Genomic DNA, 23,729 nt, shown 5'->3' on the forward strand with positions numbered 1-23,729 from the left:
TTTATTTTTCGGTTTTTCGCGCATAGAGTTCAAGTCGGTGGTGTACAATATCGTACCCGAGCGATTTGGCGATTTCCTCCTGCAGTTTTTCAATTTTGTCCGATTTGAATTCGATGACTGCGCCGGTATCAATATCAATCAGATGGTCATGATGGTCGCCATGCGCCTGTTCAAAACGCGATGGTCCGCCATTGAACGCATGGCGATGTATGGCACCCATATCTTCAAGCAAATTCATCGTTCGATAGACTGTGGAAAGCGAAATGCTGTCGTCAATCTCAATGGCACGATGAAATATTTTCATCGCGTCAGGATGGTCTTCCGTTGAGCTCAAAATATCCAGGATAATGCGCCGGGGCCGCGTAATACGTACGCCCGCTTTGCGCAATTCCTTTTCATATTCAGGTTTCTGATTCAAAGCATGTTTCATAGCTGGAATATGCGTCAGATCGCTCTCAGTTGCAAATTTTCTCAACTGAGGACGCCTTTAAATTTGGTTATAAAGAAATCGCCGCCAATGAATTTCATCGGCGGCGATTACGGCGGTTTCTCTGTAAAAGGTGAGCTAGCTCACTCTTGGCACTTCCACGGTGACCTTGTGTTCGCCGGATGTCTCCATGGGAATACCGCCTTCTGGCTTTGTCAGCTTCTTTCCATTGACTGTAATCTTCTTGGTTCCGCTGGCAAGTGGTTTGACCTCAACTGAATATTTGGCATCACCATTGCGCAAGACAAAGCTGAAGCCATCCCATGTGGAGGGCAGGGCCGGATCAACGAATAATCGGTCGGCTTGTCGGGTAATGCCAAGAATTCCTTCCGTCGCAACGCGATATAACCAGCCAGCGGAGCCCGTATACCAAGTCCAGCCACCGCGACCGCGCATGGGATCGACTGAGTAAACATCCGCAGCGACGACATAGGGTTCAACACGATACGACTCAGCCTTGTCAGCATTAAGGGAGTGATTGACCGGGTTAAGCATGCTGAACCAGCGATAGGCTTCATCGGCATTGCCGAGTTTGGCCATTGCCAGAACCGCCCAAGTTGCCGCGTGCGTATATTGTCCGCCATTCTCGCGCACACCAACCGGATAGCTCTTGATATAACCCGGATCGTGGCGCGATTTGTTGAACGGAGGCGTAAACAGTTTGACGACCTGTGCTTCTTCGTCAATCAGATGGGTGGCGACCGATCCCATTGCCTGCTTGGCCCGGTCCGGATCGCCATAACCGGAAAGGACGCTCCAAGATTGAGCGATAGAATCGATCTTGCATTCCTCGCTCATCTTTGAGCCCAATGGAGAGCCATCATCGAAATAGCCGCGGCGATACCATTCTCCGTCCCAAGCATTCTTTTCCAATGAAGCCTTCACGCTTTCTATATGTGCTTGCCAGCGTTTTACACGCTCAGCATCATTATAGCGTTCAGCTATAGGCAACATATCGCGCAAGGTGCTGATCAGGAACCAGCCAAGCCACACGCTCTCGCCTTTGCCCTCTTCGCCGACACGGTTCATGCCGTCGTTCCAGTCGCCGGTCAGCATAAGTGGCAATCCATTGCTGCCTGTACGGGCAACAGCAAGATCAAGCGCTCTGGCAGCATGCTCGTAGACGCTGACAATCTCGGTGGAAATTGTCGGCTGATAAAAGGCATCGTGTTCGGCTTCTTCCAGAGCACGTCCTTCGATAAGGGCAACTTGCTCATCAAGAATGCTCATATCGCCTGTCACGGACGTGTAATGCGCGATTGCATAGCCAAGCCAGACCACGTCGTCGGAAATCTTTGTCCGCACACCGGCTCCGGTTGTCGGAAGCCACCAATGCTGAACATCACCTTCCTTGAATTGTCGTGCTGAGACATTCAGGATTTGCTTGCGGGCAAGCGCTGGGTCGAGGATCAGCATCGACAATGTGTCCTGCAACTGATCGCGGAACCCGAAAGCGCCACTGGCTTGATAGAATGCCGAGCGCGCCCATATACGGCAAGCCAGACTTTGATAGGGCAGCCACCGGTTGACCATGATGTCGAAAGCGTCGTCGGGCGTGTCAACCTGAAGACCGTCAAGGAAGTCGGCCCAGATCGCCTTGGAAGCCAACAATGTGTCTTCAAACGTACGGGTTGCGTGCTCGGCAAGTATCTTGTGGGCATCTTCAGTGTTTCCCGTGTCGCCCATATAGAACAGCACTTCCTTGGTTTCGCCGGGGCCAACCTCAATATCCACCGCAAGCGCGGCACAAGGGTCGCCGCCAGCTTCCACCAGATTGGACAGCCGCTTTGCCTCTAGAACAGCCGCGGGACGCTCTACCGAGCCAAGATTTCCCAAAAATTCTGTCCGATCCGCGGTGACGGATTGTGGCTTCACGCTGCTTGCAAAGAAAGCCATCTGATTGCGTCGTTCGACCCCGTAAGGATTTCGGGCAAACAGAACTCCCTTCTCGCTATCGTAAGACGGCACGATGAAGGGGGCGGTCTTTGCGCGAACATTGCCGAGCATCCACTCAACGAAGCCGTAAATGCGAAGCTGTTTGGATGATCGACCGTGATTGGTGATTTTCAGGCTGGAAACCCTGACCGGTAGCACAGGGTCGATCGTATGCGTCAGTTCAAGTCCGATATTGCCATGTTTGGAAATGAAGGTTGAGTAACCTTGTCCGTGGCGTGTTTCATATTGAACCGATGGGTCACGCAAAACCGATGCAGTTGGAGCGAATGCCGTATTCGCATCAAGGTCCACGACATAGATAGCTTCACCGGAGCGATTGATTACCGGATCATTCGACCACTGCGTCAATTGATAGTCACGGCTATTGCCCGACCATGTAAAGCCAGCACCTTCCGCAGAAACATGGAAGCCAAAACTGGAATTGGAAATCACATTGATCCATGGCTGCGGCGTGCAAGCCAGTCCGCTCAAACGCACGACATATTCGCCGGTCCCCAGATCAAACCCGCCAAAACCATTCCAGAACTGAAGATCATCGCCTGATGTTTTAGCTGGGACTTTGCCTATAAGCTGGCTCGGCGCTGGTGCAACGCCATGCAGATCATCTGTTTCGGCCTCGATCAGTGCTTTGCTTTTGATGTCGGATGCCGGGAACGCTTCGGCATTCAGTTCAGTAACACGGTTCAACTGTTCGGAAAGCGAGCCATTTTGAGCGTGCAATACGATACGGGCCGAGGCCAGAAGCGTATTGTAGCTGGCATCACTCATCTGATCCTTGCGAACAGTGAAGATGTGAACCCGGGGCCCATACTGACCGCCGCGTGCGCGGCTATTCTCACAGATCGCCTCCAGTCCACGCTGGAAATCCTGAGCATATGAGAAAGAGCGTTCGTTGATTACAACAACGTCGACCACCAGTCCTTTTGCCCGCCAATATTCGTGCGCTTTGAGAATGTTTCTCAGCGTTTCCATATCAGCTTCGTCGTCGATACGCAGCGCGAGGATCGGAAAATCGCCTGAAATCGACATTGGCCAGAGTTCAGATTGACTGCCCAGACCGCTTGCAATGCTGCTCGAAGGCAACCGCAACGATTTTTCCGGGTAAATCAGATTGGTCGCCACACGCTGGAAGACAGCTGCTTCATCGGGGTTAATGCCGATATGATGTAGACGGACCTGCGAACTTGTCCAGGACAACGAGAATTCGCGAGCGAAGCAATCCGGATGACGGAAGCGGGCGACCACTTCTTCAAGCTCCTGGCGGTTGGGTCTTACAAGCGTCCAGAATACCAAAGAAACTTTCTTGTGCGCCGGAACGCGAACGCGGCATCGCAGGGAGGCAATAGGGTCGAGAACGAACCCATGATTGCCGCTCAAAGTGACGCCTTCGTCGAATACCACTGGATTGCGAAGGGTACGCCCCCGACCTATAAATGCCCGGCGGTCGGTTTCGACCTGCACTTCACGCATAGCGCCCGAGCCATCGCTAACGACGTGGGCAACGTGAATATCGGGGTCATCCACACCTCGTTTGCGGCGCGTTGCATAAATGGCATCGCCGCGTTCATCGATCTCCGTTTCCACGAACATTTTCGCAAAAGCCGGATGAGCGGTATCTGTGTCGTCATTGGTCAAAACCAATTCGGCATAGGACGTAACTTCGATGATACGATCCTTGGTACCAGTGTTGGTAATAACGATGCGGCGGCCTTCACCATCGGAATCGGAGGCAACGATAGTTTCCACAGTAGAGTGGATCGTACCCGTTTCCTTGATGAATTCAGCCTTGTAATCGGTAAAGATCGTGGTGCTTTTCTCTCCTGCCAAGCGAACTGGGTCGCTGGTGGCGGACCACCATTCTCCGTTTTCCATGTCGCGCAGGAAGAGAAATGTACCATAGCCACTCTCTATAGGATCAGGCTGGAATCGCGTGATGGCCAGACCATTCCAGCGGCTATATCCGCCACCATTTGCCGTGACCATCACAGAATAATGTCCGTTGGACATGATCTGGGTCGCACAAGGTGCGGTCATTGGGTTCGGAATATAACGGATTGAAGCCGGTTCTTCCGAACTTTCGACAGCTTTACGCATGGGATTGTCGGCTTTGGCCTGTAATACCGGTATTTCGCGTGGAGCTTTTTCCTGCAACAAAAGCTCGGCGGCTTCGATAACCGGATCAGCGTGGAAGCGTTCCCGCATACGGCCTTCGAAGACAACATTGTTGACTGCTACAATCGACATGCCGTGATGATGCGCCATGTAGTTGCGTACGATTGCGTATTCCTCGTCTTCGCGAACACGCGATTTGGTGAAATCAACGGCATCATAAAAGCCGTATTTTCCAAGCGCTCCCATCTCACGCAGGCGGTTCAGGTTCTTGACAGCGGCCGCTGGCTGATACTGGCTTGCCATGATGCTTGCATAAGGGGCGACTACATAATTCTTGGACAGGCCGCGTTTCAAGCCGAGGGTCGGCACACCAAAATTGGTGTACTGGTAATTCATTTCCGGATCGCGCGCATTGTAAGCCGCTTCCGAAATGCCCCATGGCAATCCCTTGGAGTCGCCATATTCGATCTGACGTTGCACGATCAGCTTGTTGGTCTGGTCAAGCATCGATCCGAGGGGTTCGATCATGACGAGGGGTGGCATCAGATACTCGAACATCGAGCCGGACCAGGAGATCAGCGCTCCGCGCCAGCCCACTGGGACGAGCAACCGGCCGAGCTTGAACCAATGGTCGACAGGTATGTCACCTTTGGCGATAGCAAAAAGGCTGGCCAATCGCGCCTCGGACGCGAGAAGGTTCATAGCAACTTGCGTCGAGTTCATTGGTTTCAACCCGGAAGCCGATGGAAAGCAAGCGGCGTTCCTTCCGCTCAAGGAAGGTGAAGTCGGTATCGAAGGCCAATTGACGAGCACGTGTTGCGAGAGAAACAAGCCTTTCACGCAAAACGTCGGTGCTTTCATGGCCGCCCATGGCATCGTCAGTATGACCCTGGCAGGTTTTGACCAAAAGCAGCGCCCATTCATTCGCCGTGAGACTTATCGGTGTCTCTAGCTCACCATGCAGCTCTTCGGTCAGGCGTTGAATATCGCCCGCGAACAGAGCAAGATTGATTGTCCGGAGCGATGCGGTCTCAGGCTCTTCCTTGATCGTTGTAATTGCCCGGCGGAAATTGGCCACACGCTCTTCAAGACGGCGGCGGAGAGGCCGCAGAACACGGCGGTCATCCGGAATTTCGGCAACTGTTTCTTCAAGGATATCGCTAACATCAAGAATCCCGTCGAGCTCACTTTGAAGATAGACAGACGGCGCTTCCGCCCATTTTTCCAGAGCGGAAGACAGAGCAACAAGATGACCGGCGAGATTACCGCTATCTACCGCTGATACGTATAGCGGGAGCAGCGGGCGAAGTGTCGTTGTTTCGTACCAGTTATAAAGATGGCCGCGATACTTCTCCATTTTTTCGAGCGTGTCGATTGTATCGCCAATACGCGTCAATGTTTCGTTGAAGCTGATCCAGCCGAAGTCACGGGCGGCAACAGTTGAGAGCAAATACATGCCGATATTGGTTGGCGAGGTACGCGTTGCGATAACGGGAAAGGGATCTTCCTGGAAGTTATCTGGAGGAATGAAGTTTTGTTCCTTGGTTACGAATGTATCGTAATAATGCCAGGTCCGGCGGGCAAAACGGCGCAATTCGCCCTTGTCGGATGATCGCACGATCAGATCGTCCAGAGGCTTGGCAGACCGACTGACCAGCCAGGCAATAACCGGCGAGAAAAACCAGATTGCGGCAAACGGGACCGCAAGCATCCAGGCGCGGCTATGGCCAGCGAGCGGCAGGATAATTGCAACCAGTGCAACGATGACCGCTGGCCACATCAGACGAGTATAATATTGCAACGTGTCAGGCGAGCTTGTTTTGGCTTGGGCGGCAGCGCGCCACTCCAGAAGGTTTTTGCGCGAGACAAACAGGCGGTACAAAGTACGCGCAATTGCATCTGCCATGAGACAAGCCATGTTGGCAATGAAGGTAATGCGCAGGGCAATATCCGCAGCACCAGCAAATATGTCCGTTAAAATGGCTTGGAAATGCCCCTTTAGTGAAAGGTTCATGTCCGTAGGCACAAGATTGGTGAACAGGATCATCGTTGGTACGATGAACATGCTGAAAATCATGAAGAACTGCCACAAGGCAGCGATGCCGGGCGGCAGCAATGTCCAAGCTGCAATGGATGCCAGAATCCAGAAAATCGGCGTCAGCGAACGGCGCAGATTATCCACCATTTTCCATCGGGTAACAGCGGTAATTCCAGGCTTGGTGCTGAACAGGTACGGTAATAATTGCCAGTCACCACGGGTCCAGCGGTGGTGACGCGAAATATCGACATTATAGCCGGTAGGATAGTCTTCGACGACTTCCACATCGCTGACCAAAGCCGCACGGGCATAACCACCTTCGAGCAAATCGTGGCTCAGGATTGTGTTTTCACCAATTTTGCCATCAAGGGCGAGCTCGAAGAAATCGATGTCATAAAGGCCTTTGCCGGTGAACGTGCCTTCGCCAACGACATCCTGATAAACGTCAGAAACCGCAAAGACATAAGGGTCAATGCCGCGATTGACGGAGAATACCCGTTGCAGGAAGGAGGCATCGTCACCAGTCGTCAGCGACGGCGTGACGCGCGGTTGCAAAATTGCATAACCACTTACAATGCGACCGGCTTTCTCGCTGTAAATCGGACGGTTGAGGGGATGGATGAGCTTGCCCGCAAGGCGGTTGACTGAATCAGGTGTAAGACGTGTGTCCGAATCCAGTGTCATCACGAACTTGATGTCGGTCGGGATAACTTCATTGGAGGGGAAATAGGTAGTATCTTTATCACCGCGTAGCAGCAGGTTCAGCTCATGCAGTTTACCGCGCTTGCGCTCCCAACCCATCCAGCGATTTTCTTGGGCATTGAAAAGGCGCTTGCGATGAAGGAGGAAAAACCGGGGATTGCTCTGTGTATAATGGTTGTTGAGCGCGGTGATTTTTTCGCGGGCATAATCCAATATGTCCAGATCATCGTCGCTTTGTTCAACTTTGCTGTCCGCCCAATCCGTCAGCAGTGCGAAATAGACTTCGCCTCGCGGATTGGTCAGATAGTGAACTTCGAGATTACGGATGTGTTCATCGACTGAATCCCGCGAAGTGATTAATGTGGGCACGGCTACAAGTGTTTTCGCCTCTGGAGGCAGGCCGTTCTTATACTCAAAACCAATCAACCGCGTGGGCGGCATGAACATTGGAATGATCCAATTAACAAAGCCGTTTGCAGTTTCCATGGTTGGAAAAACCGCCAGGACTGTAAACAGCAGAACCAGATCGCGGGGCAAGCCAGCGCGCGTCAGCCAGTAATGGACCACAAGCAATATGGCGATCGAAAAAATGGAGGCTGGCACCCATAGTCCTGCAAGACCAAGATTGCGGTAGAAACGCACCCAACGCAAAATCAGCGTCGGTGTATAATCGCAAACTGCCTCAAGCTCGGGCCGCCCATCGCCGGCAAGGTAATAGCCTACGTCGCGTTTGCGCTGTTCGGGAACCCCGCCTTCACCGCCGGTCTGTTCCGCGCTCTTATGCGCAAGCTCAAGTGCGGCCTGCGTAATGTCATTTTCGCTTTTGCCGGAACGACGCGCAATCTTTTCGATGGCAACGCGGTAGGCATTACGCGAATGAAAGTCGAGCGCGTCGAAATTGGAATTTTCGCGCAGAACAGCATCTACACCACTGACTGTTTCAAACCATGTAATCCAGTCAACATCGTCGATAGCCTTCAGGCTGCGGATAAGGTTTCCCATCGTCACGCCGCCAGTGGATTGGCGGGTATGTTCCTGAATAATCGCGTCCTCGGCATCGCTGCCGTTCTTTTCCAGCACCTCTTCCAGCCACGCCACTGCCGCTCCGGAGTGCATGGCGCCACCACGCAGGCGATAAAGCAGGTGCGTCGCAAAGGTGCTGTCCCGCGCTGCCGTCGTATACTGTTCCAACATCTGGGGCAGTGTGTCTTTTTCCGCGTTCAGCGTAATCTCATCAGCAACGCTATTGGCAAAGGCGCGCATGCGCCGCGCACGCTCAACACGCAAGGAAAGACGTCTTGCATTTTCGATCAGGATGAAGCGGACGGCAGAGGGCAGAGCCCACAATTCGCCGATATGCAGCGGCTCGACAGTTTGAAAACCTTCAACAATTGCACTGAGGCTGTTCAGCGAGAATTGGCTGTCTGTGTGGGCCACATAGAGCCACGCCAGAGCCATAACGCGCGGTATATCGCTCTGACTTACAAGCGAAGGCAATTGCCGAATGAATTTCTTGGGCAGATCGCGTTCGACCTGCTGGATGTTTTGGTCAACAAGATAGTAGTTGTCGAGCAGCCATTGAGCCGCCGGGGTAATGGTTTCGCCTTTACGGGCCGCGGCATCCGAAGATCGGTAAGAGTGTAAGATCAACCGTGCATTTTCAACGGTTCTTTGCTCAAAAACCATGGGCTCGTAATCAGGCAGGCGAACATCTTCGCCCTTGGCAACCCGTGCGCCAAGATCACGCAAATCGTCAATCGACTTATAATGTGCCCGGATCGGGTTTGGCTGGACAGAAAAAATCTGGCCGACGGTTTTCTTCTGAGATGCGAACGCTGGAAAAAAGCTTAATGAGGGCATTTGCTTCGTTTCTGTTGGAAGAAAAAAATCTTCGAGATTGCAATATAAGGCGGCATTTTACGATCTAATCGGTTCAGAGCAATGACGCTATCACCACTTTGTTGTTATCGATCAGTTTTGATGAAAATGAGTCAGATTGCCATAACGAATTATGTGTGGTCGCCGAGATAGTCGGCAACAATAAATAAAATGACTCTGAAATCGCTAAGACGAAAAATTTATTTGCTGAAATAAAAGCCGGGATTTGAAGATTCCGGCTTTTACCAATCAGTTACTAGGCGCTTTTCCCAAATACGCGCCAGTGCTTTGGCAAGAATGCCAGCGGCGAGCCGACTTTTGCGGGATGATCAGCTGGAATTTCGATCTCGACGCGGCTTTCAGTGCCATCAATTTCAAGTTCGACACGGCGTGTTGCGCCTACGCGCCGGCTGGCTATTACGACGCCACTGATACGAGCTTCAGAGCCGCCGAGAAGCTCCACATCATGGGGGCGAAAATAAAGCACGCCTTTTCCGTCGGCTTGTTCACTTTTCAGATCAAGCGCCTTATCGCCGAGATGGATCGTCCCTGATTGGATGCTCACGTCCAGGGAACTCGACTCGCCGATGAAACTATAGACGAAGGGCGAGTTGGGGCGGTCATAGACCTCATCGGGCGTGCCAACCTGTTCGATTTTCCCCTGGCTCATCACGACCACACGGTCGGCAAGTTCAAGTGCTTCATCTTGATCATGCGTAACAAACACAGTGGTGTGCTGGGTCTTGTCATGAATTTCACGCAGCCAGCGACGCAGTTCCTTCCGAACTTTGGCATCAAGCGCGCCAAATGGCTCATCAAGCAGCAGTACGCGCGGTTCGATAGCCATGGCACGGGCCAAGGCGACACGCTGCCGCTGCCCGCCGGAAAGTTGCGCGGGATAACGTTTCTCGAGGCCCGAAAGCTGGACGAAATCAAGAAGTTCGCTCGAACGTCTGCGGATTTCCTCTTTGCTTGGCCGATTGGCGCCGGGCCGCACTTTCAAACCGAAGCCGACATTATCGATGACAGTCATATGGCGGAACAAGGCATAGTGCTGGAAAACAAAACCGACATTGCGTTCCTGCACTGATTTTAAGGAAGCATCCTCATCACCAAAGAAAACCTTCCCATCGGTCGGGGTTTCCAACCCTGCGATCAGGCGCAAGAGCGTTGTCTTTCCCGATCCCGAAGGGCCGAGCAATGCAATAAGCTCACCCGAATTTATATCCAATGATACGTCGTGCAGCGCCGGAAACCGGTCAAACTCCTTGCGCACACCACTTACTCGAACTTCCATAAATATTCCCCTTAGTGTCCACCAGCAGCGCGAAGTTCTGCCCCATATCGCAACTCCAGCAGAGTTTTGAGAACGAGCGTCACCAGCGCCAGCAGCGCAAGTAGCGAAGCCACTGCAAAAGCAGCGACAAAATTATATTCATTATAGAGAATTTCGACATGCAGCGGCATCGTATTTGTCAGGCCGCGAATATGCCCGGATACGACCGAAACTGCACCAAACTCTCCCATTGCCCGGGCGTTGCATAAAAGAACGCCGTAGAGCAAGCCCCATTTAATGTTGGGCAAGGTGACATGCCAGAAAGTCTGCCAGCCATTTGCTCCCAGGGACAATGCTGCCTCCTCATCCGTTGTTCCCTGATCCTGCATGAGAGGGATCAATTCGCGAGCCACGAATGGAAAGGTGACGAATACGGTGGCAAGCACGATGCCCGGCACGGCAAAGAGAACTTCTATGCCATGTGATTTCAGCCAGGGACCAAGGAAGCTTTGTGATGAAAAGAGCAGAACGTAAACCAGACCAGAAATGACCGGAGATACCGAAAATGGCAGGTCAATCAGTGTTGTTAAAAAAGCTTTGCCCTTGAATTCGAATTTGGCGATAGCCCAAGCGGCAACGACACCAAAGACAATGTTTAACGGGACTGCAATTGCCGCAACCAGTAAGGTTAACCGTATTGCGGCAAGCGCATCGGGTTCTGCAAAAGCAGCAAGATAGGCTTCTGGACCTTTGCGGAAAGCCTCAACAAAAACAGCAATGAGCGGCAGCAACAGGAAGAGCCCGAGAAATGCCAGTGCAGTGGCTATGAGAACAAAGCGTGCCGTGCGGCTTTCCGTGGTGGCAGGATGCCATGCCTTGGCAGATTCATTCGATATCGGCAGATCATGTGCCATAGCCATACCTCCTGCGGCTCCATGCCTGAATGAGATTGATCACGAGCAGCATCAGGAAGGAGATGGACAGCATGATTGTCGCAATGGCCGTGGCACCCGCATAGTCAAATTCCTCGAGCCGGATGACGATCAGCAAGGGCGCAATTTCCGAAACATAAGGCAAGTTGCCTGCAATGAAGATAACGGACCCATATTCTCCAACTGCCCGGGCGAAGGCCAGTGCAAAGCCTGTCAGAATGGCAGGTTGAAGGCCCGGCAGCAGCACGCGCGTTATGGTTTGGAAACGGGTTGCTCCAAGCGTCGCAGCTGCCTCTTCCACTTCCTTGCGGATTTCTTCCATGACGGGCTGGACTGTGCGAACAACGAAGGGAAGACCAATGAAAATCAAAGCGATGACGATACCCAGCGGTGTGAATGCCACTTTGATACCCAAGGGTTCGAGCCATTTTCCAATCCAGCCATTCTTGGCATAAAGGGCTGTGAGCGCGATGCCGGCAACAGCGGTCGGCAGTGCAAAGGGCAAGTCGACAATAGCATCAATAATGCGGCGGCCGGGAAAGCGGTAACGCACGAGAACCCAGGCAACAATAACGCCAAAGACGACGTTCACCAAGGCGGCGATAAATGATGTACCAAAGCTAATCTTCATCGCGTTGACGGTCCGAGGATCAATCGCAACATTGAAAAAGCCCTCCCAGCCGAGAGCGGCAGAGCGCCACACCAGACCGGCAAGTGGAATAAGGACAATAAGTGCTAGGTAGGCAAGCGTGAAGCCAAGTGTCATTCCAAATCCTGGAATGATACTTGGCCTCTTGAAGCGGAATGGAGTCATTGGGTAACTCCATCGCGGTTTGGCTGCCAACCTGTTTTCACAAGGTTGGATTTCATGTTTTTACTGTTTCGGCTTGTAAATCTGGTCAAATGTTCCGCCATCTCCAAAGTGATAGGGCTGTGCTTTGGCCCATCCACCGAAGATTGGATCATCGATTGTCACCAGTTTCAACTCGGGTAGTTTCTTGAGGAGATCGGCCGAGACGAGTTTTGGCTCGCTGGGACGGTAGAAATGCTTGGCAGCGAGCGTCTGACCCTCTTCAGAATAGAGGTATTGCAGATAGGCTTCCGCCGCTTTTCTTGTCCCTTTGGCATCAACATTCGCGTCTACGATAGCAACGGGCGGCTCAGCCAAAATTGATTGGGGCGGCACAACGATATCGAACTTGTCGGCACCAAACTCCTCTAGCGAAAGATAGGCTTCATTTTCCCAGGCTAGGAGAACGTCACCCAGTTCACGCTGCGCAAAGGTCGTGGTGGAGCCACGAGCGCCGGTATCGAGCACAGGAACGTGCTGGAACAGTGTTGCGATATATTCTTTGATCTTGGCTTCGTCGCCGCCGAACTGGCCATTTGCCCATGCCCAGGCAGCAAGATAATTCCAGCGTGCGCCGCCCGATGTCTTGGGGTTTGGTGTAATAACCTCAACGCCGTCCTTGATAAGGTCACCCCAATCCTTGATGCCCTTTGGATTGCCCTTCCGAACCAGAAAGACAATGGTCGATGTGTAAGGTGCGGAGTTATGGGGATATTTTGTTCGCCAATCAGGATTAATTTTCTTTGTGGCCGAGACAATCGCCGAAATATCGCTTTCAAGCGCGAGTGTTACGACGTCGGCATCCAAGCCGTCTATTACCGCGCGTGCCTGTTTACCTGATCCGCCATGGGACGTCTGTATGGTAACAGTTTCTCCTGTGTCAGCTTTCCACTTGGCTGCGAATGCCGCGTTGAAATCCTTATAGAGCTCGCGCGTTGGGTCGTAAGAAACGTTCAAGAGCGTGGTGTCCGCCAAGGCAGCAGACATTGGTTGTGACGCGACCGTTGCCATAAGCAGAACGGTCGCGAAGGCTATCGATAATCGGGAATTTTTCATGCCTGCCTCCGTGTGATTGAAACTGAAGGGTAGCAGAGCCTCTGAAAATGAGGCGTTAGAAAGAATTCCTTTTATATCACAAAATTAGAAAACTCTACCGGATAGCCATAGTCTATAGGAATAGTCGTCTATATTTTGGCCGTGTTGGTTCTGTCGCAAAAAGAATTGCTGGGTCTTGTCGTGATCCAGCGTCAAAAATAGTGCGGTATTTATTTGCGAACTGTCAGTTTCACGGGCGTCGCATCAGCAATTTTGACGTAACCGGCAAGCTCGGCGCGTGTTGTATCTTCTTTGGGTAGTTTGATGGGCATGACAAAGATAGCTGCAGTCAATAGCACTGTCGCTGCTACCGATAATTGTCGTTCCCGGCGCGAACTGATAATCATGATTTCTCCCCTTCCTTAGTGATATTTCGCGCGCATAGGGCGGGAAATAATGTCGTCGATCGCAGATTTTGGAATGGGCAGGAGCACCTGATCCAGTTCTACGAGTGTTTCGGCAAATGCGATTGCAGCGTTTTCGACTTCCTCGTGACGGGAGGGACATGCCATTGCATTGAGGCATGTTCGTGCTGCAACCATGTCGCAATTTTGAAGACCGGCAACGAGTCCCAATATCATGCATTCTTCTCGGCAGACGTGATGGGAGCCAAAGGGAAATGTTTTCAACGGGCACAGGGCGCAATGGCGCAATGTACGCACGAAGTAAGACAGTTCTGACAAGGCATGATTGCCGTTGCGATCACCAAGAATCTCGCTGTAGAGACCATAGGCCATTTCCCATGCAACAACAGAGCCGGTTTCAAATCCGGCAGTCCAGCGGCGATATCCTTCGAGCACCAGCTTTTCAGGAGCACGATCGAAATAACAGCCGGTATGGTTCCGCGATTCAGATAAGCCAGGAAACATCGCGACCTCCGTCCTGCGGAAGATTGCGGGTAGGAGCAAGCAGGCTATTGCGTAATCGCTGCAGAAGCTCATCAGAGCCTAAAGCAAACGACGGACGCTGACGCCTCAGCAAAGAGACCACGCGTTGGCATGGCAAAAAAAGACCAATCATAAGGTCCTCCAATCGAACGGGTTCAAGGCCCAAACATCAAAGGGTGTACTCATTGTACAAATGCATAAAGGCTGCTGAAAAAACGGTTGTCAAATACTAAATGTTTAAAACGTTCAAAAATATCAATAGCTTAGAATAATTCTAGGAAATTATGAGTTTTTTAGTATACAAATGTTCTGATAGCTTCAGTTTCTGCCGGCATCCCCTCCCGATTGCGGGAGGAGAACGGTTTGATGGAATCAGCCTGCGATGAGCAGCTTTAACTTTTTCAAGGCAACGTCGGCATCTTCTTTATAATCAATCGTGCTTTTCAGGCGCGCATCGCGATCGAGCAACATGATAGATGCTGTGTGATCCATTGTGTAATCACCATCTTCAGTTGGAACCTTCTTGGCGTAGATACGCCAGCTTTTGACCAGCTTTTCGATCTCTTCCGGCTTGCCTGTAATGCCGGTTATCCGGTCGGTAAAGGCCGCAGTATACCCTTTCATCACTTCCGGCGTATCGCGCTCAGGGTCGACGGATATAAAGAAAACGCGCAAATCCTTGCCTTCGTCGCCAAGCGTGTTCAGCAGCCCGGCCATTTCGAACAATGTAGTTGGGCAGACCTCAGGGCAGTGTGTGAAACCAAAAAACAGAGCTGTCGGATGGCCCTTGAATGCGGCCTCGGTAATAGGAGCACCGTTTTGATCAATCAGATTAAAAGGCGTGCCCAGTTCAACTGATTTTTGTGTACTGGCCTGCCGACCACTGACGTAAGTAAGAACCAGAAAGATGGTAAGGGCAGCGATTGCCGCCCATAGACCATAGCGAACCCACCGCATATTCATCAGTTGTGCTCCATGCTTGCAGCGTTTGCTGCGCCCACCATAAATTGAACTTCGACCTTGCCTGCCTTGGCAAATTCAAGCGTCACGGGGATCATGTCGCCTTCCTTCAGCGGCTCGGCTATATTCATAAACATCAGATGAAGTCCCCCCGGAGCAAGTTCTGCAGTTCCGCCAGCGGGTATTTCGAGTCCTTCCTTGAGCTGGCGCATTTGCATGACATCGCCTGCCATTTTCATTTCATGCACCTCAACGCGCTCGGCGGCAGGTGTCGTGCCGCCTATTAACCGGTCGGGCTCGTTGGCCGAATTGGCGATCTTGAGATACCCACCACCTACTTTTGCACCGGGCAAAGTAGCACGGGTGAACGCGTTACTAAGCGTCAAATCTCCAGCTTTCACCGGTTCCATTGCATCTTCGGACTGGCTCGCTGGGGCGTCATGCCCCATCTTGGAGTGGTCGTGAGCCTGCGCTGCAAAGGAAAGGGACGTGGCGACAAATGCAAGTGCGGCAATTCGGAATAGTGTCTTCATGGAACGTCTCCAATTCGAATGTTTACGAGAATACGCGTTTCAGGGGAGAGGGGATACGAGTGACCAGCTGATCGATGACCAACATGGCCAGGATGGCAAAGCCGGTAAGCGGAAAAGCTACGCCGAAGCCCAGGATTACCACGGTCAGCATGACAAAGACGCTGGTTTGAGATGGCATGGGCGGCACGCCCAATCGGCCTGATGGGCGGCGTTTCCACCACATGACAATGGCAGTTACCGACATTAGCGCAATGGCGAGGCAGGTCAGGAGCATGAGGATCTGGTTCGCCAGCCCAAAGTACTGACCCATATGAACCCCAACGCCAAATTCTATCGCTTTGCCGCCAATGCCGTAGTCGGAAAACTTGATGTCAATCAATGGCTTACCCGTATACTGGTTATAATGGATCGTTTGTTGCCTTGCTATGTCGTCAGGAAAAATCGCGGCGGTATAAACACCTCCCTTGCCCCTGGGCAGCGAAACCTCATAGCCGGGAAACATACCCGCTTCATTGGTAGCGGTGACGATCTGATCAAGACTGACGTTCTCTCCTTTGGAAGCTGTATTGGACGCCGGTACGGGGGCGTTTTCTACAGTCCAGCCAGCATGATCGACCACATCCTTAGTGGGCACTGTCGAAAGGGGAACATCATCCCAGAGCTTGGTTGGATAACCCATTCCTGCACTGGAAAGCGCTGCATTAACCTGCTCGCCCCAATAGCCCGACCAAGGCATTCCAGAGATCGCCAGAAAAAAGATCAGCGCTCCGGCAGATGCGCCGGTAACGGCATGGAGGTCACGCCAGAACACACGTTTTGAAGGGGTTCCACGGACGCTGACAACGCCGCCGGTTTGTGAGCGCGGCCACCATAAATAAAAACCGGTGACGACCAAAATAAGCGCCATTCCTCCGACAGCTTCGATTATCCTATTGGGAACAAAGCCAAAATATTTCAGGCTGTGAATATTCCGGACCACCTTATTGAATTCATTTTCGGCCGCAACAGTGCCAAGAACGGCCCCGCTATAGGGATTAACGAAAACGAGAACGTTCTCAGTAGAAGTGCCGACAGTGACACGAACCGAATGCGATGGATCGGCGGGAACGCGGTATCGGACAATTTTTGAACCAGGTACCGCTGCCCTCGCATTTTCCGAAAGCACTGATGGAGCCAGGGTTTGGCCTTGCGGTTCCACAATATTGCGATAGGCGAAAACCGTATCGTCAATCTCGTCCTTGAACAGATAGAGCCCGCCCGTGACGGCAAGATTGATCATGAACGGAATGACGAAAAGTCCCGCTAAAAAATGCCAGCGCCACACGGCGCGATAAAGAGATATACTGATATTGTTAGGCTTTTTGCCAGCCTCGGCAAGAACGGCCATAATTATTCCAATCGTCTGACGGCCAAAGGAGATGGACCTGCGCGGGCAGGGCCATATTCAAGCGCCAAAGGGCGCAATGGGTGTCAGACTGATGGCGGTGCTTGCGGCGGAGCGGATGGCGGATAGGCGTGCCGCGCAATGAGAGCAGCTTCCCGCTTGATCGCAAGTGATTGTAACGGTTCAATTTTTGCGCTGGCGACTGTAGCCGGAACGGGCAATATGACCGAAGAAACAAGACGGCATGCCTCGCAACCAGTGCCATGCCAGGCTGTCTTGTGATGATCCTTTTCATTGCCGGTATCGGTCAGGCAAAGCACGGGCAAAGAGCCGTCGGGAAGGGTATAGGCTGAAAGATCATCCAGGGCAGGCGCAGCGGAAACCGGCTGATGGGCAAAGGCAACAAATACGAGCGCCAATGCGCAAAGCATGCGCACCGCCATTCGCCAATTGTTCCAAACTTCGCGCATTATCGCCTCGTTAGCAGTCCAACATTTTCATAGCTGTACTTTTGATGAAAAGCCATGCGGCAAAGAGTAATGCAACCGACGACAACCAAACTGCACGCTAAGATCACTTTTTTTGAGCAAGAATCGACGATTCTTCGGCAAATTTCTCCAATTGTTCTGAAAAACCGTGCCACATGTCGAGCAAACCCGGTCGAAATCGGAAAGCACTGTTCAAGTGTCCGTTTTGCTGCCCCTAATCGCGCGCCAGAGCATCAATCGGATTGAGTCGTGCGGCTTTTCGGGCGGGCAGGAATCCGAATGTCAGTCCGACAATGACGGCGGTGATGCAGGCAACCATGATGGCATTGACCGAGACAATCATCGGGAAGGAACTGCCAATGGGAGCGAAGACTGCACCTATCGCCAAAGCGAGTCCAACGCCGATAATTGCGCCGGTCACAGTTACCGCGGAAGCCTCAATCAGAAATTGCAACATGATATCGATCTGGCGTGCGCCGACCGCCATACGCAGACCGATCTCTTTTGTACGCTCGGTCACCGAAACCAGCATGATGTTCATGACGCCGATACCGCCGACGACGAGGGCGATGGCGGCGATGGATGACATGAGCAGTGAGAGAATCTTCGTCGTGTTTTCGATGGTCTTGCGCATCTGATCACTGTTGAAGATGAAAAAGTCCTTGGTGCCGTGACGGCGCTCAAGCAGCGCGACGATGGCTTTTTCAGCAGCTTGGGTGTCCACATTGTCCGACACGCGCAAAGTGATTTCGCTCAGGCTTCCTGCACCGCTTATCCGGGTAAAGAGGCTTGTGTAAGGCATGTAGATTTGCAGCCGTTTGTCCTCGCCCATGCCGCCGGTGGTCTTGGCTGCGACGCCGATGACGACGACCGGAACCTGCGCAACCACGATCACCTGTCCGACAGGGTTCGCCACATTCTTGAACAATGCCTGTTTGGTATTGTCGTCAATGACGACTTGCTGCAAACCCATGGCTTGGCTTCGCGCATCGAAGAAACTGCCTTGCACGATTTTACGCTGGACAACGCGGAAATAATTATCTCCTACGCCGTTGATTGTCGCGTCGACCGAAACATTACCAAACTGGGCTTTGCCGGTCGCCGAGACCGAGGGCGTTACGCTGTCTACATAGGGCTGCGAGCTCAAGGCTTCGGCATCGGCAATCACGAGGCTTTTAATCTTGGCGGCGTTTTCATCGCCCCAATCCTTGCCGGGGAAAATGCTGATCGTACTGGCGCCAAGACCATTGATTTCGTTCAGCACCATTCGCTGGCCGCCTTCACCAAGGCCGACAACCGCAACAACGGCTGCAATACCAACGATAATCCCGAGCATGGTCAGCGCTGTGCGAGTGCGATGCGCGATCATGGAACGCAGAGCCATGGGCAGTGCTTCCATAAGTCGGCGCATAAAACCGCTGAGCCATCCGGCAGATGCAGGCTGTTGCGTCAGTTTGGCTGTCGTGGACACGGGTCTGTCCGGTTTGCGCTGGTCGGCAAGGATAGCGCCATCCTTGATTTCGATGATCCTGTCCGCATGACCGGCCACATCCATATCATGCGTCACGATAATGATCGTGTGACCGGCAGCATGAAGCTCTTTGAGAATGTCGAGGACATTTTCGCCGCTCTTGCTATCCAGCGCGCCGGTCGGTTCATCGGCAAGAATGATTTCGCCGCCATTCATCAAGGCCCGCGCGATGGAAACGCGCTGTTGCTGCCCGCCAGAAAGCTGGTTCGGCCGATGGTCCATGCGATCACCAAGCCCGAGACGCTCAAGAATGGCGATGGCGCGCGACCGGCGCTGGCCCTTTGGTGCGCCGGAATAGACCGCAGGTATTTCGACATTACCGATGGCGCCAAGATCGGGCATGAGATGATAACGCTGGAAGATGAAGCCGAAATGTTCGCGCCGCAATTCGGCAAGCTCGTCTTTCGTCAGGTCGGAAGTCTCGCGACCGGCCATGATATAGCTGCCCTTGCTCGGCTGATCCAGGCAGCCAAGAATATTCATGAGGGTCGACTTGCCGGAACCGCTGGCCCCGACAATGGCGACGAATTCCCCGGCTTCTATGGTCAGGTCGATATTATCGAGGGCAATGACTTCCTCGCTGCCCGCCGCGAAAATACGCGATAGCTGTTTGACTTCGAGCAGGGCTGAACTCATGACGAGGGTGTCTCGCTGCTTGCAGCCTTGCTGGCGTCAGCCGCGGGAGTGCCGCCCTCAATGACAACCTCGTCGCCAACGCGCAAACCTTCAACGACTTCAGCCTTGATCATGTCGGTCAAGCCGATCCTGACAAATCTCTGTTCGGTTTTTCCCTCAGCCAGTTTGACCTGTACCTTGTAACGGCCATCCGGCTCTCTGTTGGAAAGGGCAGACCACGGAATGATTGGCTTGTCCTTGATCGAGCCGATGATGATATGGACTTGCGCGGTCATTTTCGTCCGCAGACGAGAGTCCGGATTCGGTACAGTGAGCAACCCGTCATAATAGATTGCGGTGCCTTTGCTGCTGTCGGTTTCGACGCTGGATTTGGCATCGGTGGTGATTGATGGCGGGGCAAAATCGATGCGCTGAAGTTCGGCTTCATAGCGGGTTTGAGCATCGCCCATAATGGTGAACCACACCTTCTGGCCGGGCTTGGTGCGCCAGACGTCGGCTTCAGAAATTTTGACCTTCACATTCATCGTATCGAGCTTGGCGACGATCACCACGGTTGGCGTGGTTTGTGTGGAATTCAGCGTCTGGCCCTGCTTGGTGACAACTGCAATGACAGTGCCATCAATGGGCGAGACGATTCGCGTATAACCAAGATTGGCCGTGGCCGTTTCAACATTGACTTCCGCCTGTTCGATCTGCGCGCCAAGGGAAGCAATCTCCGCCTGCAAGGCAAAATAGTCAGACTCAGCCGTATCGAAGGCCATTTGCGAGGCGGCCCTTTGCTCAAGCAAGGCGGTCTGCCGCTCATAGGCAGCCTGTGCCTTTTTGAGCTGAACCTGTTTGACCCGCTGCAATGCCTGGCTGTTTGCCAGTTCCGCCTTGGCAACACGCAATGCATTTTCCTGCGGGACAGAGTCAATCTCGGCAATAGGATCACCGGCCTTTACCGGCTGGCCGGATTCAACATAAAGCGTTTTCACCTGCCCAGAAACCTGCGCACCGACATTGACCATTTGTACCGGCTCCAAAGTACCCGTTGCAAGCACGGTCTCCTCAATGAAACCAAGTGCGACAGGAGCAGTGAACACGCTCTGCTCTGGTGCTTTGCCGGAGGAAAAAACCTTTGTCATCAACAGCCAGACGACAAGAATTGCGATAATGGCGAAGACGATCAGTTTCAGAGCGCGGCTGCGAAAGCGGGAACGGACTTGAGGCATGATTCTGACCTGACGGAAATGCGGGTGCTTATGGGCGATAGAGGGATTTGGCTAGAACGCCACATTATGGCTTTTTCACATCGAACATATCCCGCGAGTCGAGTTTTCACTTATCGCCGGATAGGGTTGCTCCATGAATATTGCGTGAAAATGACGAACTGATCCACCAACCGGGAACTGAACTGCGATTGTAAAGCGGGATTATTGCCCGCAGAGACAGGCCGCGTACAAATGTCCATTGGCGTTTCTGCTCAACTGCATTATCTGAAGTGTCAGGGTCTGACCCCAAGAATGACAGGGATGGAATTGCAATGGCAGATGTGACGAAGACCGAGGTCCTGGAACAATTGAGGACGGTGACCGGTCCGGATTTCAACAGCAATATTGTCGAGCTTGGTCTGGTGTCAGACATCTTTATCGCCGACAATAAAGTGTTCTTTTCGATCACCGTCCCTGCCGAACGTGCTCAAGAGCTGGAGCCGCTCCGCTCTGCCGCCGAACGTGTGGTCAAGGCAATGCCCGATGTAAAAGGCGCAGTGGTTGCATTGACCGCCGAAAAACGCGGCGGCCCGACAAGCGATGACGCGCCGCGTGCTGCGCCTGCACCAAGACCTGCGCAAAGACCGGCACCGGCAGGCGCGGTGCCGCCGCAACGTGTACCGGCTAAAGCTCCGCCAGCCGCTGCCGGCCATGCCGGTCACAGCCATGCGGCAGCGCCGGTCAAATCCGGAGTGCCCGGCGTTGGCGCCATTATCGCAGTCGCATCCGGCAAAGGCGGGGTTGGCAAATCGACGACCGCTGTCAATCTGGCTTTGGCTTTGCAGGCCAATGGTCAGCGCGTCGGTATTTTGGATGCAGATATTTACGGACCTTCCATGCCGCGTCTGCTGCACATTTCCGGCAAGCCGGAAGTGGTTTCCGGCCGGGTGCTGAAGCCGATGGAAGGCTATGGGCTGAAGGTCATGTCGATCGGTTTCCTTGTGGACGAGGAAACGCCGATGATCTGGCGCGGCCCCATGGTCATGTCGGCGCTGACACAAATGCTGCGCGAAGTGCAATGGGGCGATCTCGATGTGCTGGTGGTGGACATGCCGCCCGGTACCGGCGACGCACAATTGACCATGGCGCAGCAGGTGCCGCTTGCCGGTGCGGTGATCGTTTCGACACCCCAGGATCTGGCGCTGATCGACGCGCGCAAAGGGCTCAACATGTTCAAAAAGGTCGATGTGCCGCTGCTCGGCATTGTTGAGAATATGAGCTATTTCATCGCGCCGGATACGGGCGCGCGCTACGATATTTTCGGCCATGGCGGTGCACGCAAGGAAGCAGAACGCCTTGGCGTTCCATTCCTTGGCGAAGTGCCGCTGGTCATGGAAATCCGCGAAATGTCGGATGCAGGAACACCGGTCGTCATCAGCAATCCGGATGGACCGCAAACCAGGGTCTATCGTGAGATCGCTGCGAAGGTTTGGGAACAGCTGAAACTGGCCAAGGGTGGGCGCACCGCTCCTGCAATCGTTTTTGATTAGAGGATGGCGGCACTTAGGCCGCCTTCCAAATCCCCTTTAAAAGATATGGTCCACAGGCTGGCCCAAAGCCATCGCTCCGGCATAATGGGCCTGCGGGCCCTGCTGTAGCGGGTGGTAGCGGGCGCCCTGTATGTCGCGGAAACGCTGTTCAAGACGGTTATCCCGGTAAAATCCGCTGCCGCCCGCCAATTCCATTGCCAAGTCTACGGCTTTAATCGCGTGTTCGGCGATAAGAGACCGGCCGATCATAGTTTCATTGACGGTTGTCGCAGAGGGCGCGTTGCGGGCAGCTATGTTCACCATCCACTGATGCGCCAGTTGCGCGGCGCGCAAGTTTGTATCCATTCGGCCAGCAAGATTGAAGCTGTGAGCGCTCAAGGGTTTCTTACCGGCGAGACCAACGGCAATATCACGCGCGCTTTCAGCAACGCCAAGATAAACCGCATAGATCAGCGGAAAGGCAATTGTGGAAATGATCTGGAACAAAGGATGCCATTCGCCAGCCTTGCGTGAGAGGGCGACGCCGCTATCAGGAATAAACAGATTATCGAAAATGACGTCGTTGGAACCAGTGCCGCGCATGCCCATTGCCTTCCAGGTTTCAACGACGCTCACTCCCTCGGCCTTCATGGGAGCAGCAAAATGGATGACGTTATGTGATCCGTCGTCATTTTCAACCATGGCGCCCGTCATCAAAAGATTGCCCGCATTAGCCCCCGAGGTGAATATTTTTCGCGCCGAGATGCGATAACCGCCATCAACTTTAACGGCCTTGCCGGAGCCGCCAATCCAGTCGGAACCGCCGCTGGAAAGCAGGATCAGCTTTTCGGCCGCAACACGTTTCAACAGAGGTTCTACGGCGGCCAGTTTCTGATGCTGCCAACGCCAAGCGGGAATTGCCACCTGATGGGTGTGCATGGAAAAAGCCAGCGCGGTCGAGGGGCATGCATGTGCGATAATCCGCAACATTTCCGCCAGTTCCGTAACATTCGCGCCTCCACCTCCAAGTTCAAGTGGTACGCCGATTTCGACAAGGCCGGCTTCTTGGAGCAACCTGTAATTATCGGCGACAAATGTATCCGTCGCATCGATATGACCGGCATTATCGGCGAAAGCGGATGACAATGTGCGAGCAATCTCAGCGGCAGGGCTCGCATGAGAATGTGTCTCGGCATTATCAACCGATGATGAATGTGCCATGGTGTTCATGATGTTCTCCTCGCTTTTGTTTTTAGTGAAAG

General features: G+C 53.1%; 15 protein-coding genes and 1 pseudogene. 1 reads left to right on the forward strand and 15 read right to left on the reverse strand.

Features of this window, described 5'->3' with window-relative positions:
- Position 1 precedes the first annotated feature (1 nt).
- The 14 genes and pseudogenes from QFZ34_RS14375 to QFZ34_RS14440 form a co-directional block, all read right to left on the reverse strand.
- Positions 2-430, reverse strand: coding sequence for a Fur family transcriptional regulator (locus QFZ34_RS14375; RefSeq protein ID WP_115051630.1), 429 nt, complete (start codon positions 428-430; stop codon positions 2-4).
- 135 nt (positions 431-565) lie between these two features.
- Positions 566-9,155, reverse strand: a pseudogene (locus QFZ34_RS14380) (GH36-type glycosyl hydrolase domain-containing protein).
- Positions 9,156-9,429: 274 nt separating this feature from the next.
- Positions 9,430-10,470: a sulfate/molybdate ABC transporter ATP-binding protein gene (locus QFZ34_RS14385; RefSeq protein ID WP_115051529.1), complete on the reverse strand. Its 1,041-nt coding sequence runs from the start codon at positions 10,468-10,470 to the stop codon at positions 9,430-9,432.
- Between the two features lie 11 nt (positions 10,471-10,481).
- Positions 10,482-11,369: a sulfate ABC transporter permease subunit CysW gene (gene cysW, locus QFZ34_RS14390; RefSeq protein WP_162802394.1), complete on the reverse strand. Its 888-nt coding sequence runs from the start codon at positions 11,367-11,369 to the stop codon at positions 10,482-10,484.
- Positions 11,353-12,195: a sulfate ABC transporter permease subunit CysT gene (gene cysT, locus QFZ34_RS14395; RefSeq protein ID WP_115051527.1), complete on the reverse strand. Its 843-nt coding sequence runs from the start codon at positions 12,193-12,195 to the stop codon at positions 11,353-11,355. Before cysT ends, cysW begins: the two co-directional genes overlap by 17 nt.
- 60 nt (positions 12,196-12,255) lie before the next feature.
- Positions 12,256-13,242 carry a sulfate ABC transporter substrate-binding protein gene (locus QFZ34_RS14400; protein ID WP_370878850.1) on the reverse strand — a complete coding sequence of 329 codons (987 nt, stop codon included), beginning with the start codon at positions 13,240-13,242 and terminating at the stop codon, positions 12,256-12,258.
- A gap of 254 nt (positions 13,243-13,496) precedes the next feature.
- The gene (locus QFZ34_RS14405; RefSeq protein WP_162802393.1) at positions 13,497-13,673 is read right to left on the reverse strand and encodes a hypothetical protein; all 177 of its coding nucleotides are present in this window, start codon (positions 13,671-13,673) and stop codon (positions 13,497-13,499) included.
- Between the two features lie 15 nt (positions 13,674-13,688).
- Positions 13,689-14,195, reverse strand: coding sequence for a hypothetical protein (locus QFZ34_RS14410; protein WP_307282198.1), 507 nt, complete (start codon positions 14,193-14,195; stop codon positions 13,689-13,691).
- A 390-nt stretch (positions 14,196-14,585) separates the two neighbouring features.
- The gene (locus tag QFZ34_RS14415) at positions 14,586-15,176 is read right to left on the reverse strand and encodes an SCO family protein (RefSeq protein WP_115051524.1); all 591 of its coding nucleotides are present in this window, start codon (positions 15,174-15,176) and stop codon (positions 14,586-14,588) included.
- Positions 15,176-15,706 carry a copper chaperone PCu(A)C gene (locus QFZ34_RS14420; RefSeq protein WP_307282202.1) on the reverse strand — a complete coding sequence of 177 codons (531 nt, stop codon included), beginning with the start codon at positions 15,704-15,706 and terminating at the stop codon, positions 15,176-15,178. Before QFZ34_RS14420 ends, QFZ34_RS14415 begins: the two co-directional genes overlap by 1 nt.
- Positions 15,707-15,728: 22 nt before the next feature.
- Positions 15,729-17,093 carry a PepSY-associated TM helix domain-containing protein gene (locus QFZ34_RS14425; protein ID WP_307282204.1) on the reverse strand — a complete coding sequence of 455 codons (1,365 nt, stop codon included), beginning with the start codon at positions 17,091-17,093 and terminating at the stop codon, positions 15,729-15,731.
- Positions 17,094-17,176: 83 nt separating this feature from the next.
- Complete coding sequence (locus QFZ34_RS14430) at positions 17,177-17,560, reverse strand: hypothetical protein (protein ID WP_307282206.1); 384 nt, start codon at positions 17,558-17,560, stop codon at positions 17,177-17,179.
- A gap of 232 nt (positions 17,561-17,792) precedes the next feature.
- On the reverse strand, positions 17,793-19,745 hold the full coding sequence (locus tag QFZ34_RS14435) for a MacB family efflux pump subunit (RefSeq protein ID WP_307282208.1): 1,953 nt from the start codon (positions 19,743-19,745) through the stop codon (positions 17,793-17,795).
- Positions 19,742-20,959, reverse strand: a complete 1,218-nt coding sequence (locus QFZ34_RS14440; RefSeq protein WP_307282210.1) for an efflux RND transporter periplasmic adaptor subunit — start codon at positions 20,957-20,959, stop codon at positions 19,742-19,744. The genes QFZ34_RS14435 and QFZ34_RS14440 overlap by 4 nt, the downstream gene beginning before the upstream one ends.
- Positions 20,960-21,270: 311 nt before the next feature.
- Here QFZ34_RS14440 and QFZ34_RS14445 point away from each other — a divergent pair, with 311 nt between their 5' ends.
- The gene (locus tag QFZ34_RS14445; RefSeq protein ID WP_307282212.1) at positions 21,271-22,488 is read left to right on the forward strand and encodes an Mrp/NBP35 family ATP-binding protein; all 1,218 of its coding nucleotides are present in this window, start codon (positions 21,271-21,273) and stop codon (positions 22,486-22,488) included.
- A gap of 36 nt (positions 22,489-22,524) precedes the next feature.
- On the opposite strand, the gene QFZ34_RS14450 is transcribed toward QFZ34_RS14445, so the two are convergent.
- Entirely contained in the window at positions 22,525-23,688 is a 1,164-nt protein-coding gene (locus QFZ34_RS14450) for an acyl-CoA dehydrogenase family protein (protein WP_370878851.1), read from the reverse strand.
- Between the last annotated feature and the right edge of the window lie 41 nt (positions 23,689-23,729).

This window comes from Phyllobacterium ifriqiyense, assembly GCF_030817885.1.
GTDB lineage: Bacteria > Pseudomonadota > Alphaproteobacteria > Rhizobiales > Rhizobiaceae > Phyllobacterium > Phyllobacterium ifriqiyense.

Coding starts and splice junctions, on each gene's coding strand:
- QFZ34_RS14435 (WP_307282208.1), bottom strand. CDS start 19,745: ATGAGTTCAGCCCTGCTCGAAGTCAAACAGCTATCGCGTATTTTCGCG.
- QFZ34_RS14400 (WP_370878850.1), bottom strand. CDS start 13,242: ATGGCAACGGTCGCGTCACAACCAATGTCTGCTGCCTTGGCGGACACC.
- QFZ34_RS14420 (WP_307282202.1), bottom strand. CDS start 15,706: ATGAAGACACTATTCCGAATTGCCGCACTTGCATTTGTCGCCACGTCC.
- QFZ34_RS14405 (WP_162802393.1), bottom strand. CDS start 13,673: ATGATTATCAGTTCGCGCCGGGAACGACAATTATCGGTAGCAGCGACA.
- cysW (WP_162802394.1), bottom strand. CDS start 11,369: ATGGCTATGGCACATGATCTGCCGATATCGAATGAATCTGCCAAGGCA.
- cysT (WP_115051527.1), bottom strand. CDS start 12,195: ATGACTCCATTCCGCTTCAAGAGGCCAAGTATCATTCCAGGATTTGGA.
- QFZ34_RS14430 (WP_307282206.1), bottom strand. CDS start 17,560: ATGCGCGAAGTTTGGAACAATTGGCGAATGGCGGTGCGCATGCTTTGC.
- QFZ34_RS14410 (WP_307282198.1), bottom strand. CDS start 14,195: ATGTTTCCTGGCTTATCTGAATCGCGGAACCATACCGGCTGTTATTTC.
- QFZ34_RS14445 (WP_307282212.1), top strand. CDS start 21,271: ATGGCAGATGTGACGAAGACCGAGGTCCTGGAACAATTGAGGACGGTG.
- QFZ34_RS14375 (WP_115051630.1), bottom strand. CDS start 430: ATGAAACATGCTTTGAATCAGAAACCTGAATATGAAAAGGAATTGCGC.
- QFZ34_RS14450 (WP_370878851.1), bottom strand. CDS start 23,688: ATGGCACATTCATCATCGGTTGATAATGCCGAGACACATTCTCATGCG.
- QFZ34_RS14415 (WP_115051524.1), bottom strand. CDS start 15,176: ATGAATATGCGGTGGGTTCGCTATGGTCTATGGGCGGCAATCGCTGCC.
- QFZ34_RS14440 (WP_307282210.1), bottom strand. CDS start 20,959: ATGCCTCAAGTCCGTTCCCGCTTTCGCAGCCGCGCTCTGAAACTGATC.
- QFZ34_RS14425 (WP_307282204.1), bottom strand. CDS start 17,093: ATGGCCGTTCTTGCCGAGGCTGGCAAAAAGCCTAACAATATCAGTATA.
- QFZ34_RS14385 (WP_115051529.1), bottom strand. CDS start 10,470: ATGGAAGTTCGAGTAAGTGGTGTGCGCAAGGAGTTTGACCGGTTTCCG.